Annotated in this window: 10 protein-coding genes and 1 tRNA gene; 2 read left to right on the top strand and 9 right to left on the bottom strand. The window is 65.5% G+C overall.

What is annotated here, in order from left to right; genetic code table 11:
• Nucleotides 1–4: 4 nt before the first annotated feature.
• The 3 genes from HNR60_RS15020 to HNR60_RS24345 form a co-directional block, all read right to left on the bottom strand.
• Nucleotides 5–2458: a molybdopterin guanine dinucleotide-containing S/N-oxide reductase gene (locus HNR60_RS15020; protein WP_184258858.1), complete on the bottom strand. Its 2454-nt coding sequence runs from the start codon at nt 2456–2458 to the stop codon at nt 5–7.
• A gap of 108 nt (nt 2459–2566) precedes the next feature.
• On the bottom strand, nt 2567–3199 hold the full coding sequence (locus HNR60_RS15015; RefSeq protein WP_184258856.1) for a TorD/DmsD family molecular chaperone: 633 nt from the start codon (nt 3197–3199) through the stop codon (nt 2567–2569).
• Nucleotides 3200–3263: 64 nt separating this feature from the next.
• On the bottom strand, nt 3264–4400 hold the full coding sequence (locus tag HNR60_RS24345) for a NapC/NirT family cytochrome c (RefSeq protein WP_283810648.1): 1137 nt from the start codon (nt 4398–4400) through the stop codon (nt 3264–3266).
• A 189-nt stretch (nt 4401–4589) separates the two neighbouring features.
• On the opposite strand from HNR60_RS24345, the gene HNR60_RS15005 reads away from it, so the two are divergent.
• Nucleotides 4590–5285: a response regulator gene (locus HNR60_RS15005; protein WP_347339348.1), complete on the top strand. Its 696-nt coding sequence runs from the start codon at nt 4590–4592 to the stop codon at nt 5283–5285.
• Here HNR60_RS15005 and HNR60_RS15000 read toward each other — a convergent pair.
• Entirely contained in the window at nt 5258–8104 is a 2847-nt protein-coding gene (locus tag HNR60_RS15000; protein ID WP_184258850.1) for an ATP-binding protein, read from the bottom strand. The genes HNR60_RS15005 and HNR60_RS15000 overlap by 28 nt on opposite strands.
• Nucleotides 8105–8270: 166 nt before the next feature.
• Nucleotides 8271–8356: transfer RNA gene (locus tag HNR60_RS14995), tRNA-Tyr, on the bottom strand.
• Between the two features lie 192 nt (nt 8357–8548).
• On the opposite strand from HNR60_RS14995, the gene rlmB reads away from it, so the two are divergent.
• Nucleotides 8549–9376 carry a 23S rRNA (guanosine(2251)-2'-O)-methyltransferase RlmB gene (rlmB, locus tag HNR60_RS14990; protein WP_184258848.1) on the top strand — a complete coding sequence of 276 codons (828 nt, stop codon included), beginning with the start codon at nt 8549–8551 and terminating at the stop codon, nt 9374–9376.
• 186 nt (nt 9377–9562) lie between these two features.
• Here the strand turns inward: rlmB and denD are convergent, their stop codons facing one another.
• From denD to HNR60_RS14970, 4 genes are all read right to left on the bottom strand, one after another.
• On the bottom strand, nt 9563–10549 hold the full coding sequence (gene denD / locus HNR60_RS14985; protein WP_184258846.1) for a D-erythronate dehydrogenase: 987 nt from the start codon (nt 10547–10549) through the stop codon (nt 9563–9565).
• A 226-nt stretch (nt 10550–10775) separates the two neighbouring features.
• Complete coding sequence (locus HNR60_RS14980; protein ID WP_184258844.1) at nt 10776–11696, bottom strand: carbohydrate ABC transporter permease; 921 nt, start codon at nt 11694–11696, stop codon at nt 10776–10778.
• Nucleotides 11689–12645 carry a carbohydrate ABC transporter permease gene (locus HNR60_RS14975; protein ID WP_184258842.1) on the bottom strand — a complete coding sequence of 319 codons (957 nt, stop codon included), beginning with the start codon at nt 12643–12645 and terminating at the stop codon, nt 11689–11691. The genes HNR60_RS14980 and HNR60_RS14975 overlap by 8 nt, the downstream gene beginning before the upstream one ends.
• Nucleotides 12646–13122: 477 nt before the next feature.
• The gene (locus tag HNR60_RS14970; protein WP_184258840.1) at nt 13123–14448 is read right to left on the bottom strand and encodes an ABC transporter substrate-binding protein; all 1326 of its coding nucleotides are present in this window, start codon (nt 14446–14448) and stop codon (nt 13123–13125) included.
• Nucleotides 14449–14564: the final 116 nt, after the last annotated feature.

Here is a 14564-nt window from a genome sequence, read left to right as displayed (position 1 = left end):
GGGATCAACCGTTTTTCGGCTGGTCGAACACCGACACCTTGGGCAGCTCGCCCTTGAACAGCTCGACGTCGGCCATGCAGGTATGCGCCGAGGTGGCCATCGCGAGCCGTGAGGTCGGGATGTCGAGCGTCAGCACGTTGACGTCGCCGTATTTGCACAGCGCGTTCGGCTCGTTGGCCTTCACCGGATCGTACCAGCCGCCTTCCTGCAGCTGGATCACGCCGGGGCGGATATCGTCGGAGACGACGGCCCCGGCGAGACACTGGCCGCGATCGTTGAACACGCGCACCACATCGCCGGCCTTGATGCCGCGCGCGGCGGCGTCGCGGGTGTTGATCGTGCAAGGCTCGCGCCCCGCGGCGGCATAGATCGCCCGCACCTTGGTGCCGTTCAACTGCGAATGCAGCCGGTAGTCCGGATGGTTCGAATTGACGTGCAGCGGGTACTTCTTCTCCTTGGCTCCGAGCCATTCGACCGGCTCGAGCCAGGTGGCGTGCGGCGGGCAGTCGTCATAGCCGAACTTCGCGATGGTCTTGGAGAAGATCTCGATCTTGCCGGACGGCGTCGGCAATGGATTGAGCAGCGGATCCTCGCGGAATTGCGCGTACTTGGTCCGCCGCACGTTCTTCTCCGGGGTGGCGAATTCGACGATGCCGGCTTTCCAGAACGCATCGAAATCCGGCATCGGAATCTTCTTGGCCGTGGCCTGCTCCAAGGCCGCGGCATAGACCTGCTTGACCCGGTCCAGTTCGGTCTTGCCGTCGGAAAACTCCGGCTCAATGCCGAGCTTCTCGGCGAGCATCTGGAAGATGACGTAGTCCGACTTCGCCTCGTACAGCGGCTCGATCACCTTGCGCACGGCGAAGTACGCCTTGCGGGTGACGACGCCGAGCCCCTCGATGTCTTCGCGCTCGAGCCCGGTCGCCGCCGGCAGCACGATATCGGCGAAGCGCGCCGAGGCGGTCCACTGGAAGTCCTGCACGATGACGGTGTCGAACTTCTTCCAGGCCGCGACCTGACGGTTGCGGTCCTGATGGTGATGCAGCGGATTGCCGCCCACCCAATAGGTCATCTTGACGTCGGGATAGATGAAGGTCTTGCCGTTGTGCTCGTAGGGTTTGCCGGGGTTCATCAGCATGTCGACGATGCGGGCGACGGGAATCGTCTCGGCGCCCTTCTCCTTCGGCCAGGGCATCGTCTCCTTGCGTTTGCCGGCCTGCATGGTGGTCGACAGCGCCGGGCTATCGGCCTGCGGCGCGCCGGCATTGTCGAGATGGTAGCGCTGGCTGAAGCCGCCGCCGGGCAAGCCGATCTGGCCGATCATCGCCGCAAGCGTGACGAAGACCCACGGGAACTGCTCGCCGTGCTGCTGGCGCTGCGGCGTCCAGCCGGAGACCAGCATGGTGCGGCCCTTGGCGAAGCGACGGGCGAGCTCGCGGATGGTCTCGGCCGGGATCTCGGTCTTTTCCGCCGCCCATTCCGGCGTCTTCGGCGTGCCGTCAGGCTTGCCGGTCACGTAGTCGAAAAAGACCTCCCAGCCGGTGGTGTAGTCGGCGAGGAATTTCTTGTCGGCGAGGTTCTCGGTGATCAGCACATGGGCGATGCCGAGCGCGAGCGCCACGTCGGAATGCGGCCGCACCGGCAGCCATTCGCCGTTGAGGAGTTTGCATCCCTCGGTCTTAATCGGATCAATGAAGATCGCCTTCTTGCCGGCCTTCTTCATCGCCTCGAACCAGCCGTATTCGCCGTGATCCGGCACGTTGGTGGAGATGTGATTGTCCTTGAGCGGATCGCAGGCCCAGAACACGATGAGGTCGGTGTTCTCGAGGATGGTCTGGTGCGAGGTCTGCGGGCCCTCGGCGTCGATCTGGCCGAGCACGTAGGGCATGATCGCCTCGAGGCCGGCCTTGGAGTAGTTCGACGACGAGCCGACCGAACCGCCCATCAGGTTGAAGAGCCGGCGCAGGCCGGTCTGCGAGTTGAACAGCCGGCCGAAATGGCCCCAGCCATAGGAGCCGGTGTAGATCGACCACGGTCCCATCGCGGCGCAGCGCTTGATCTCGGCGGCGACGAGGTCGAGCGCCTTGTCCCAGGACACCCGGACGAAGTCATCGCGGCCGCGGGTCTCGGGTTCGGCGCCGGGGCCTTTTTCGAGCCACGACCGCCGCACCATCGGATAGCGGATGCGCGAGGGCGAATAAGCGAGGTCGACGGCGCCCTCGATGGTCGCGATCGGGTGGGGATCGCCCTCCCACGGCCTCACTCCGACCACCCGGCCGGCCTGCACCTTGGCCCAGAACGCACCGAAATTCGAACAACTCAAAATCTCGCCATCGGGCGTCGCAGCGCTCGCGAGGTTGATGCCGAACAGCGGCGACAACGCCGACGAGGCGGCAAGCGTACTTGCCGCGGTGAGGAAGCGACGGCGGGAGAGAGCGTGGGTGGCAGGCTGGGACATCTTGCAACTCCTTGGAGTGAAACGGGCCGTCAGGTGCGGCCGAACAAATTCGGGGGGCGCCGCGCGTCGCGCGCGAAACGGGAAAGCGCGGTCATGATGAGCTCCGGCTCAGGCGGAAACAGTATCGAGGGCGACGTCATCGAGCAGACGAACCAGGATGCGGGCGAGCGCGGCGTAGAAGCCGGTCGGATCGTGCAAGGTTACGGCCTCGGCGAAGCCCGGCGTCCATTCGGCGAGGCGTCGGCGCAGCGACGCGATCGCGGGCCGCTCGTCGAGATCGACGAGGCTTGCCTCCAGCCGGATGAACTGCTCGAGCAGCGACAGTTCGACGGCGAGGTGATCCGGCGGCTCGGCGCAGTTTTCGGTCAGGCAGAGCCCGTGGGCGGTCAGCATTTCGCTCATCACCGCGGCCGGCTCCTGGAACAGTCGGCCCTCGCCGCGATGCGCCGATTCGATCGGCAGCGTCTCCGGGGTCGGGCCGAGGCCGAGGAAAAGCCGGCAGAACACGCTGTTGAGCCGCGACGTCGCAGCCGCCGCATCGCCGGCCGACTTCACCGCAGCGATGGCGGCGCGCAGATCGACCGCGTGCCGCGGGTCGCAGTCCAGCGCCTGCAGCGCGTCGAAGCGTCCGCGTTCGAACAGCGCGGCGATCTCGACCTCATCGAGCGGCGCGCCGAACAGGCGGGCGAGTTCGGCAAAGCAATCGGCGGACTGAAACGGATCGGCGGATTTGAACTTCATCGAATGATCTCCGGGAGAGAGCCCCCTGGCCGCGTGGCGAACACGCCACGCGGCAACACTTCGGTCAGTGACCGCCCGCCACGTCCTGGGCATGGTTCTGAAGGTAGGCCTGCAGGAAGCGCACTTCGTCTTCCTCGAGCGAGGTGTTGGCCTTCATATCGTTGACGATGCCGACCCACTGGTTTGCCGGGAAATGGCCGGGAGGAGCCGGCGAATGACAGGCGCCGCAGGACGCGTCGAACATTTCCGCGCCGTAGGCCCACAGCGCTTTTTGGTCGGCGGTGAGATTGGCCTTCGGCATCCACAGCACGATCGAGGCCTCTTTCCAATCGAGGTCGGTCTCGTCGTCGTGGCGGGTCGACTTCACTTGCGCGGTCTCAGCAAGCGCCGCAGAGACCGCCGCGAGCATGATCCGCTTGCCGGGCAGCGCGACGATCAGCCGCTCGGCGCCGGCCTGCTGCCAACCATCGATGCGGACTTGAGCCAGATCGCCCGAGAGCTTCAGCACGGTGACGGGCGCGGCCGGCAGGATGCGTCCTTCACCCGAACCGCCGGCGGCGGCCTTGTCGAGATCGCCCCAGGCCGGCGAGGTGGTGAGCGCAAAGCTCTTCTCTGCTTTGCCGCCGTCCTTCAGGCCCGCGGCTTTGAGGTCCTTCATCTTGGAGCGGAAGCCGCCCGACATATCCGGCAACTTATGCGCGATGCCCTTGTGACAGTCGATGCAAGTGCCGCCTTCCTTGAAGGCCTTCTGCATTTGCTTGGAGGCTTTCGGCCGCTGATGGGTGAAATCCATCGCCTCGAAGGAGTGGCAGTTGCGGCACTCCCGGCTGTCGGACGCCTTCATGCGCGCCCACTCGTGTTTGGCGAGTTCGAGGCGCTTGCTCTCGAATTTTTCCGGCGTATCAATCACGCCGGTGATCTTGCCCCAGACCTCCTTGGAAGCCTGGACCTTGCGAATGATCTTGTGGGTCCAATCTTTCGGCACGTGGCAGTCCGAACAGACCGCGCGGACGCCGGCGGGGTTCGAGTAATGGATCGTCTTCTTGTACTCCTGAAAGACATTGTCTCTCATCTCGTGACAAGACGTACAGAACTCTAAACTAGAGGTCGCTTCCATGGCGGTGTTGAAGGCCCCCCATCCGACCACGCCGACGATCACGCCGATCAAGCCGGCGGCTCCGAGGGCGACGGGCTTCTTCATGAATCGGACGACTGCGATGAAAGGGTTTGCCATTTCCGTACCGGTCGATATCTGTGGATCTGCCTAGTGCGGAAAAACTAGCGGCGCGGTGTAAACCAGCTCCGGGCGAAACGTGAACGGCCCGAACTCAATTGTGAACGAATTGAAAACAGCGAAATGCGAAACGAGGGCGCCCTGCAATCAAGCGACGTGGTGATCGCAATCGTCGATGACGAACCGCTGATCCAGTCGACCCTCGTCAGCTATTTCCAGAACGCCGGCTTCGCCGTCCGCAGCGCCGAAACGGCCGACCAGCTGCGGCGGCTGATGGCGCGGGAAAAGATCGACTTCATCCTGCTCGATATCCGGCTGCCCGATGGCGACGGCCTCACCCTGATGCGCGAGATCCGCGCCGACAGCGACGTGCCGGTCATCCTGATCACCAGCCGCGCCGAAGAGGCCGACCGCATCATCGGCCTCGAACTCGGTGCCGACGACTATGTCACCAAGCCGTTTTCTCCGCGCGAAGTGCTGGCCCGCGTGAAGACGGTGCTGCGCCGGACCCGCGCGGTCACCGATCCGGGGCGCGGCAAGCGATTGCGACGGTTCGCCGGCTGGTGTCTCGATCTCGAGAATCACCGGCTGACCTCGCCTGCCGGCGAGTCGATGCGGCTGACCTCGGCAGAGTTCGAACTGCTGGCGGCCCTGGTCCGCCACCCGGGGCGCATCATGAGCCGCAACGATCTGCTCGATGTGATGAGCAGCCGCGAGTGGGATTCCAACGATCGCACGGTCGATGTGCTGGTCGGCCGGCTGCGCCGCAAGATCGAGGCCGACCCGGGCAAGCCGCAGATCATCGTGACAGAATACGGTCTCGGCTACGTCTTCGCCGAAAAGGTCGCCTGATAGGCGCGATCGATTGCGGCGCGATCCTTGGCGACCGCGTTGCTCCCGACGCACGCAAGCTCGTGCTCCGCATAGACCGCGAAAGCCGCGAAATGCGTTCGACCGAGGGTTGCAAGGCGCTCCGCGGCCGTGACGATGGCGCCGTCTTCCGCCACCGCGCGTTCGAGCGTCGCGGCGGCCGCGGCCAGATCGTCGGCGCCGATATGCGCCGCGGCCCCCCTGAGGCGATGCGCGAGTAAGCGCGCCTGGTCGTGATCGCCATGGCGCACCGACGCGACGGTCTCGGCCAGCAGCGGCGGCTGCGACGACAGATAAAGCGAGACCAGCTTGCGGGCGCCGTCGACGCCGAGATCGCGCGCCTGCTCGCCGATCGCACCCAGGCTCTCTCGCCGTGTTGCGCGCCGCGACGATCGCAGGCCGATGGCCCCGGCAAGCGCGCAGAACAGGTCTTCGCGATGAAACGGCTTTTCGAGCCGGCCGTCGAAACCGGCGTCGATGTCGTCCGGCGACGCGCCGCCGGCGGAAACCGCCAGAACAGGCACCACCGCCCGCGTGGGATGGCCACAGGCGCGGATCTGCCGGCAGGCACTGGTGCCGTCGAGACCCGGCATGGCGAGATCCATCAGGACGACGTCGAAATCCTCCGCGCCGGCCGCCGCGACCGCGTCGCCGCCGGTCTCGACGTGGCGGACCCGATGCCCGTCGCGCTCGAGCATGGTACGGACGATCAGGGCATTGACCGGATTGTCCTCGGCGACCAGCACATGAAGCTTGGGCAGTTCGTCCGCGAGTTCATCCACGCCGTCGGCGACGGGCGCCGCGTCGTTCTCCCCCAGGGCCACCGGAAACAGCACCGTGAAGCTGGTGCCGTGACCGACCTCGGTCTGCAGATCGATCTCACCGCCGAGCGCATCGAGAAGTCCCCGGCAGACCGCAAGGCCGAGCCCCGAGCCGCCGAACCGCCGGGCGACCGATCCGTCGGCCTGGGAGAACGGCTCGAAGATGTGTGCGAGCGCGTCGCGCGCAATCCCGATGCCGGTATCGGCGACGGTGATGTGCAGCAGGTCGGGTCGCCCGGGCTCGCCGGCGACAGTAAGACGAACCCCGCCCTGCTTGGTGAATTTCGCCGCGTTGCCGAGCAGATTGAGCAGGATCTGGCCGAGCTTGCCCGCGTCACCGCAGAGCATCTCGGGAAGCTCCGGATCGATGTCGACCGTGAAATCCAGCCCCTTGCGCTGCATCGACGAGCGGATCGTCGCGTCGACCATGGCGATGCGTTCCCTGAGCGAGAACAGCGCGGTGTCGACCCGAATGCGACCGCTCTCCAAACGGGTGAAGTCGAGAATGTCGTCGAGGATATCGCGCAACAGCCGACCGGACTGATCGAGCGCCTGCACCCAGGCGCGCTGCTCGTTGCTCACCCGACTTTGCGCAAGCAGCTGGACGGTTCCGAGAATCCCATGCAGCGGGGTGCGGATTTCATGGCTCATGTTGGCGAGGAATTGCGACTTGGTCCGGCCGAGCTTTTCCGAGTGTCGGACCATTTCGTCGCGGGTCTGGTCGATCCGCACTCGCATGCGACGCGCCTCGAGCGCCTCCAGGCGGAATCCCTCGAGCGCCCGGATGATGGCGCTCGGTTCGTCATTCCATCGTGGCACCTGGATCGGCGTGTCGAGGTCGCCCGCCCGCAGGGTGGCGAGCGCGGCCTCGATGTTGCGCATCGGGGCCGACAGCCGGGTCCGGACGAAGGTCAGAGAAATGAAGCCGAGCACGCCGACCAGCACCAGGACGGCGGTTGATATAGCGCCGGTGCGAAAGGCTTCCGCACGGCTGTTGTCGGCCTGCCGGGTTTCGAGGTCGAGCGCATGGCTGCCGACCCCGAGAATCGACGAATAGGCGGAGACACAGTTCTCCGACCAGGCCGCGGCGTCGAAGGCCGGCCTTCCGGAGCCCGACAGGCCGTCGAGTGTCCTCGTCATGACGGCCTGCGCCGCCTCGGTGCGTCTCAGGCCTTCGGCGACGAGCGGGGCAAATCCGGTGGCTTCAGGCAATTGCAGGGCGATGCGCTGCATCTGCGTCCACAGCGCGGCATAGGCGCCGATGTCTTCACGCCAGCGGTCGCGCTCGGCCGGCGTCAGCGGCGTGTCGAGTTGCACCGCCGGGCGGAACGCCGAGCATTGCCGCGAATAGCGGTCCCGGATGGTGAAAGACATCTGCCGGATGGCGACGAGCTCGCCGAGCTCCAGATCGTGGGCGCGCAATTGCCGGCCGACCGAAGTGCCCAAGGCGTCGATCGCGGCGGCGAGATCATACACCGCCATGCGCCATGGCTCGATGCGGGTGGCGTCGCGGGCCGCGCGTGGCAGCGCGGCCTCGGCGTCGACATAGCGCCGCGCCGCCTGGAACGCCGCTCCCGCGCGGGACAGCCGGGCGATCAGCCGGTCCCGATCGGGCAGCGCGGAGGCGGCGAGCGCGGCCTGCGCCCGCTGCCAGGCGTCGACCATTTCGCCGAGACCGAGTTCGACGCCGGCGCTGGGATCATCATCACGCAACAGCGCGACGCCCACCGAGCCGATCTCCAGGCGAACCTCGGCGGTCGATTGGAAAACCGTGCGATCGAGAGTCACGAGATCGACGACCTCGCGCGCGCGAAAATCATTCCGCCAAGCCGAGACCGCGAATTGGGCGGCGGTGCCGAGGATCACCAGGACGGCGATCCAGTAAAGCATCAAAACCGAGCGCGCGACGGAATTGCGGAAGACGAAACTGCGGAACATACGGCGAGCCCCCATCGGTAACGGCGGCTGCGACGGCGGCAAGCTCTTTTCCGAGGACGGCTGATCCTACAAAGCGGGGAACCCGTTACCATGATCGAGGTCAAGCCGACGAAGGATCAGGCGGACCTCGGTTTGTCATTTCCGGACGCAGGAAAACGGGCCATTTCGGACCCTGTTTTGGCAATTTCTTCGATGATTTTCAGGTGATTGGTGGGGGAAGAAGGACTCGAACCTTCGAAGTCATAAGACGGCTGATTTACAGTCAGCTCCCTTTGCCACTCGGGACACTCCCCCGCTTGACGTGCCGGCCGGCCATCGCAATGCCCGGATCGGCGACGAAAGCGAAGCCCGCTAGCGGGCATCCAATCTTGGCGCGGTTATGGGCGAACCCCGCCCCCAAAGTCAACCGATGCGACGGCGAATTTCGGGGAGCCAGAGCGGCATCGGTCGAATTGCCAAGCCGAGGAGCCCGTGAGACAAGCCGGGATGACTGATTTCGAGCGAAAGCCGCGTTTTGGACGTGGTCCCAACAAAGCCCGCAACCCCAAGGAAGCCGGCGGGCAACCCTGGCGCGACCGCGACTCCCGCCCCGACGGCCCCGCCATCCTCTATGGCTGGCATACCGTGGTGGCGGCGCTGGGCAATCCGCAGCGCACGATTCGCAAATTGCTGCTCAGCGAGAACGCCGCCCGCAGGCTCGCGGACGAGAACATCGACACCCGGGTGACGCCGGAGATCGTCCGCCCGAGCCTGATCGACCAGCGGCTCGGCCCCGACGCGGTGCATCAGGGCCTGCTCGCCGAAGCCGACCCGCTGGAGCCGCCGGAGCTCGACACCCTGCCGCAGCAGGGCATCGTGCTGGTGCTCGACCAGATCACCGACCCGCACAATGTCGGGGCGATTCTGCGCTCGGCGGCGGCGTTTGCCGTCAAGGCGATCGTCACCACCGCCCGGCACAGCCCGGAAGCCACCGGCGTGCTGGCGAAATCCGCCTCCGGCGCGCTGGAGCTCGTGCCGATGGTCACGGTGCAGAATCTGGCGCGTGCGCTGACCGACTTGAACGACCGCGGCTTTCAGACCGTGGGCCTCGACAGCGAGGGCGGCGACGACCTCGCGACGATTCCGCTCACCGCGCCGCTGGCGCTGGTGCTCGGCGCCGAGGGCAAGGGGCTGCGGCAGCTGACGCGGCAGACCTGCAGCGCGCTGGCGCGGCTCGACATGCCGGGCGAGATCAAGAGCCTCAACGTCTCCAACGCCGCAGCATTGGCGCTCTATATCGGGGCGAGCCGGCTCGGGTTGATGAAGGCCGGTTAGCGTTCAGCCGCTTCCTCTTAGGCGAGTCATTCCGGGGCGCGAGCACTTGCGAGCGAACCCGGAATCTTGCCTCGGGGAAGGCTTGTGCTCGCTGCGGGATTCCGGGTTCGTGCGCAGCTTACGCTGCGCCCGCCCCGGAATGACAGCCTGGGAATCTTGAAGCGCATCAATCCAACTCAAAAATCTCTACCTTACGAACTCGCCGCCGAGTTCGTCCTCGATGTGACTCCGGATGATGTCGTCGAAGGTTTTTTCCGCGGTGGTGAAGCCGAGCGCTTTTGCGCGGTCGGTGGAAAAGTCGCGCGGCCAGCCGGCGACGATGCCGATGATCGCCGGATCCGGCTCGCGCCTGATCCGCGCCACGACGCCCGGCCCCGCCACCCTTTGCAGCGCGGCGATCTGCTCGCCGACCGTCACCGACAGCCCCGGCATCGACAGATTGCGCCGCGGCCCGATCGTCGCCAGATCCATGGTGGCGGCGTGCAGCAGGAAGCCTACCGCGGAGCGCGGCGAGGCGTGCCAATGCCGCACGTCATCGGACACCGGCAGCACCGCCTCATGCCCGGCCAGCGGCTCGCGGATGATGTTGGAGAAGAACCCGGACGCCGCCTTGTTCGGCGTGCCCGGGCGGACGCAGATCGTCGGCAGCCGGATGCCGATGCCGTCCAGAAATCCCTTGCGGCTGTAGTCGGCCAGCAGCAATTCGCAGATCGATTTCTGGGTGCCGTAGCTGGTCAGCGGGGTGTGAAAGAACTCGTCGCCGATCTTGTCGGGGAACGGCGCGCCGAACACCGCGATCGACGAGGTGAAGACCAGCCGCGGCCGGTAGCCGTCGCCGATGGCGCGGATCGCCTCGATCAGATAGCGGGTGCCGTCGAGATTGATGCGGTAGCCCTTGTCGAATTCGACCTCGGCCTCGCCGGACACGATCGCCGCAAGATGGAAGATCACCTCGGGGCACGACGCCACCAGCGGCGCGGCCCCCAGCGGATCGGCGAAATCCGAGGTGACGATGGTGACCGGGATCGTCGCATCGAGCGGCTTCGGCGCCGCCACCACGTCCTGCAACGTCAACCCGCTGATCGCGCGGTCGCCGAGATGACCGTCGCGCAGTAGCCGCTCGGTCAGTTTGCGCCCGACCATGCCGGCGGCGCCGAGAATGAGGATGTGCAAGACGTCGCTCCTGTCGTGACCTTCGATTTCTTTTGGCTCAGACTCTGAGTTCGTCATTCCGGGATGCGCTTCAGTCGGCGACAGCCGGCTGGAGTGCAGGCCCGGAATCCATATTCCCTGTGGTGGTTATGGATTCCGGGCTCGCTCACAGCTATCGCTGCTCGCGCCCCGGAATGACAGCTGCCGATGTCGGATCGCATTGCGACGAATGAGGGGTTGCAGCAAGCTACTCCTTCACCGCGCCGGTCATCGCCGACACGTAGTGCTCGACGAAGAACGCGTAAAGGATCACCAGCGGCAATGACCCGACCAGCGCGCCGGCCATCAGCGAGCCCCATTTGTAGATATCGCCGTCGACGAATTCGTTGACGATCGCCACCGGCACGGTCTTGTTCTGGGTCGATTGCAGGAAGGTCAGCGCGTAGATGAACTCGTTCCAGCACAGCGTGAACGAGAAGATGAAGGCCGAGATCAGCCCCGGCACCGCCAGCGGCACCACGATGCGGGTCAGGATCTGCCAGCGCGAGGCGCCGTCGATCAGCGCGCATTCCTCCAGTTCAAACGGAATGGTCTTGAAATATCCCATCAACAGCCAGGTCGAGAACGGGATCAGCAGCGTCGGATAGACCAGGATCAGCGACAGCGGCGAGTCGAACAGGCCGTAGGCCTGGATCACCGAGGCCAGCGGAATGAACAGCACCGAGGGCGGCACCAGATAGGCCATGAAGATCAGCGCGCCGACGGTCTGCGCGCCGCGAAACCGCAAGCGCACGATAGCGTAGGCCGCGAGCACCGAAGCGATGATCGACAACGTGGTCGCGGCTGCCGCGACATACATCGTATTCCACAGCCAGCGCGGATATTGCGTTTCGAACAACAGCTTCGAAATGTGCTTCAGCGTCGGCTTGACCACCCAGAACGGGTTGTAGGTCTCCATGTCGATCAACTGCTCGTCCGGCTTGATCGAGGTCAGCGCCATCCAATAGAACGGAAACAGCAGCACCACGAGAATGATAAACAGCGGCAGATACAGCGTGACCAGCCGCCGTGGCAGCGACTCCAGATAGCTCATGCCGTCGCTGTCGTCGTCCTTGGCCGCGGTCGCGGCGGTGGCGAGGCGCGGATCGTTGGCGGTGGTTTCAGTCATTGTCTGTGCCTTGCTGCCACTTGCGGCGCTGCATGCCGAACCAGGAAATCGCGATCGCCGCCATCAGGAACGGGATCATCGCGGTGGCGATCGCCGCACCCTCGCCGAGCCGGCCCGACAGAATGCCGCGCTGATAGCTCAGCGTCGCCATCAGATGCGTGGCGTTGACCGGGCCGCCGCGGGTGAGCGCCCAGATCAGTTGAAAGTCGGTGAAGGTGAACAGCACCGAGAACGTCATCACCACGGCGATGATCGGCGTCAGCAACGGATAGGTGATGTAGCGGAAGCGCTGCCAGGAAGTGGCGCCGTCGAGCGTCGCAGCTTCATAGAGCGACGGCGACACCGTCTGCAGCCCGGCGAGCAGCGTGATCGCCACGAACGGCACGCCGCGCCAGATATTGGCGAAGATCACGCTGGCGCGCGCCCAGTTGGAATCGCCGAGGAAATTGATGTTCTCGTGGATCAGCCCCATCTTGGTCAGCGACCAGGAGATGATCGAGAACTGCGAATCGTAGATCCACCAGAACGCGATCGCCGACAGTACGGTCGGCACGATGAACGGGATCAGCACCGCGGCGCGGATCATCGCCTTGAACGGCATATGGCGGTTGAGTAGCAGCGCGAGATAGAGCCCGACCGCGAATTTAATGGCCGAGGCCACGACCGTGTAGAGCAGCGTGTTGAACACACTTAGCCAGAACACCGAGTCGTCCCACAGCCACTGATAGTTCTCCAGCCCGATAAACACCCCGTCGCGGCCGATCCGGGCGTCGGTGAAGCTCATCCAGACGCCGAGAAACAACGGATAGGCCAGAAACAGGACCAGGAACGCCGCCGCCGGCAGCATGAACCACAGCGCCAGCCAGCCGCGGTTGCTATTGAGCCGCTGCCAGGCGGTCGCCACCGGCATCGGCCGCCGCCCAGGGAGCGAGGATTGCAGGATGCTCATCGCGTCATGTCTCCGAAGTGGATCAAGACAATGCCCTCGCCTGTGTTGCGCCGTGCCGGTTGCCCGTCATTGCGAGGAGCGAAGCGACGAAGCAATCCAGAACCGCATGTGCTGCCCCTGGATTGCTTCGCTGCGCTCGCAATGACGTGTTGAACCGTCATTCCAAACCGCGCGGCTTTCTCCCTCTCCCCGCCTGCGGGGAGAGGGTCGGGGTGAGGGGGCGCCTCCGCGAGGTCTGACTCGGAGAGACGGGGGGGCGCCCCCCCCCCCCCCCCCCCCGCCCCCCCCCCCCCCCGGGGGGGGGGGGGGGGGGCGGGCGGCCCCCCCCCCCCCCCCCCGCGCGGGCGGGGGGGGGGGGGGGGCGGGGGGCCCCCCCCCCCCCCCGCCTCCGCGAGGTCTGACTCGGAGAGACGCCCCCTCACCCGCCGCGCAAGAGCGCGGCGACCTCTCCCCGCTTGCGGGGAGAGGTGACCTCCATCAACTCCGATAGATCCGCTTCAATTGCCGTTCCGCCGAGGCGATCGAGCCTTTGACGTCCTCGCGGCCGGTGCAGTAGTTCGCGAACATGTCGACCAGGATGAAGTCGGCGATCGCCGACGCCGCATTCTCGCCGAGCGTGCCGAGCCCGGCCGGAGTCCGCGCGCGCTTGGCGACGTCGCGATACGGCGTGGTCTTGGGGTCCGCGGTCCAGATCGGGTTATTGTCGTAGGCGTTGAGGAAGTGCGACAGATAGCCCTGCGCCGCCTCGATCCACGGATTGAACTGCGGCGCCTCCAGCATGAAGGCGGTGAACGCCTTGCAGGCCTGCGGATACTTCGTGAAGTTGAAGATCAGCATCGGGAACGCCAGATGCATCTCGCTCGGCTTGCCGTAGGGGCCGATCGGCATATAGGCGTGGTTCATGTCCTCGGCGATCGCCGGCGCCTCGCGCTTGGCGGTGACGTAGATCGAGATGCCGTTCACGGTGAGGTGCAACTGCCCGCCGAGGAACGCCTTGTTGTTGGAGCTGTCGTTCCACGACACCGTGCCGGGGATGAAGGTGCCGTACAGCTGCTTGATGTATTCCAGCGAGGCGGCGGTTTCCGGCGAGTTGATCACCACCTTGTTGTTGGCGTCGACCAGATTGCCGCCGAACGTCCACAGCGCCCAGTACAGCCAGGTGTTGGCGTCGCCCGAGGCGTGGCCGAGCGCCATGCCGGCCGGAGTGCCGTTCTTCTGCAGGCCCTTGCACAACTCCAGGAAGCCCGCAGTGTCTTTCGGAAATTCCTTGAAGCCGGCCTTCTCGCAGGCGGCGATGCGATAATTGATCAGCGCCCCGGTGGTGGCGATCGGCACGCCGACCCATTTGTTGCCGACTTTGCAATACGCCTCCGCGGATTCGGTCCAGCCGCCGTACTTGCCGCCGAGATAATTCGCGACGTCGGCGACGTCGGTGACCTTGTTGCCTAAGAGATGCGGCAGCGAATACAGCCCCCACACCATATCGAGCCCCTGCCCGGTGTTCGCCGCCACCGAGGCCTTGGGCTGGATGTCGTCGTAGGATTCGTTGGAGACGCTGACGGTGCAGCCGGTGGCCTGCTGGAACGCCTCGACGATCTTCATGAAGGCGACGTCTTCGGCTTCGACGAAGCGCTTCCAGCGCAGCAGGTTGATCTTGGCGCCGGCTTCCGGCTTGAACGGCGCGGCCTGCGCCCAGGCCTTGGCATAGCCCAGCAATTGTTCGGCCGACATGGTCGCCGCGGCGGCCAGCGTCAACGCGCTGCCCTTCAGCAAGGTTCGGCGATCCGGTGTAAATCCAGTCATCTTGCGTCGTCTCCCTGTGGCATTGGTTCGTTGATCGACCAATTGATTTTAACGAAGCGTCATTCCGGGGCGCGAGCAAAGCGAGCGAGCCCGGAATCCATAACCACCGCCGGGAG

It is taken from the genome of Rhodopseudomonas rhenobacensis, from assembly GCF_014203125.1.
Taxonomy (GTDB): Bacteria; Pseudomonadota; Alphaproteobacteria; order Rhizobiales; family Xanthobacteraceae; genus Rhodopseudomonas_A; species Rhodopseudomonas_A rhenobacensis.
This window is presented reverse-complemented; position numbering and strand designations above follow the sequence as displayed.

What these genes read in the sequence shown, in the direction of transcription:
- HNR60_RS15020 (WP_184258858.1), bottom strand. Translation starts at nt 2,458, where the DNA reads ATGTCCCAGCCTGCCACCCACGCTCTCTCCCGCCGTCGCTTCCTCACC.
- HNR60_RS15015 (WP_184258856.1), bottom strand. Translation starts at nt 3,199, where the DNA reads ATGAAGTTCAAATCCGCCGATCCGTTTCAGTCCGCCGATTGCTTTGCC.
- HNR60_RS24345 (WP_283810648.1), bottom strand. Translation starts at nt 4,400, where the DNA reads ATGAAGAAGCCCGTCGCCCTCGGAGCCGCCGGCTTGATCGGCGTGATC.
- rlmB (WP_184258848.1), top strand. Translation starts at nt 8,549, where the DNA reads ATGACTGATTTCGAGCGAAAGCCGCGTTTTGGACGTGGTCCCAACAAA.
- HNR60_RS14980 (WP_184258844.1), bottom strand. Translation starts at nt 11,696, where the DNA reads ATGACTGAAACCACCGCCAACGATCCGCGCCTCGCCACCGCCGCGACC.
- HNR60_RS14975 (WP_184258842.1), bottom strand. Translation starts at nt 12,645, where the DNA reads ATGAGCATCCTGCAATCCTCGCTCCCTGGGCGGCGGCCGATGCCGGTG.
- HNR60_RS14970 (WP_184258840.1), bottom strand. Translation starts at nt 14,448, where the DNA reads ATGACTGGATTTACACCGGATCGCCGAACCTTGCTGAAGGGCAGCGCG.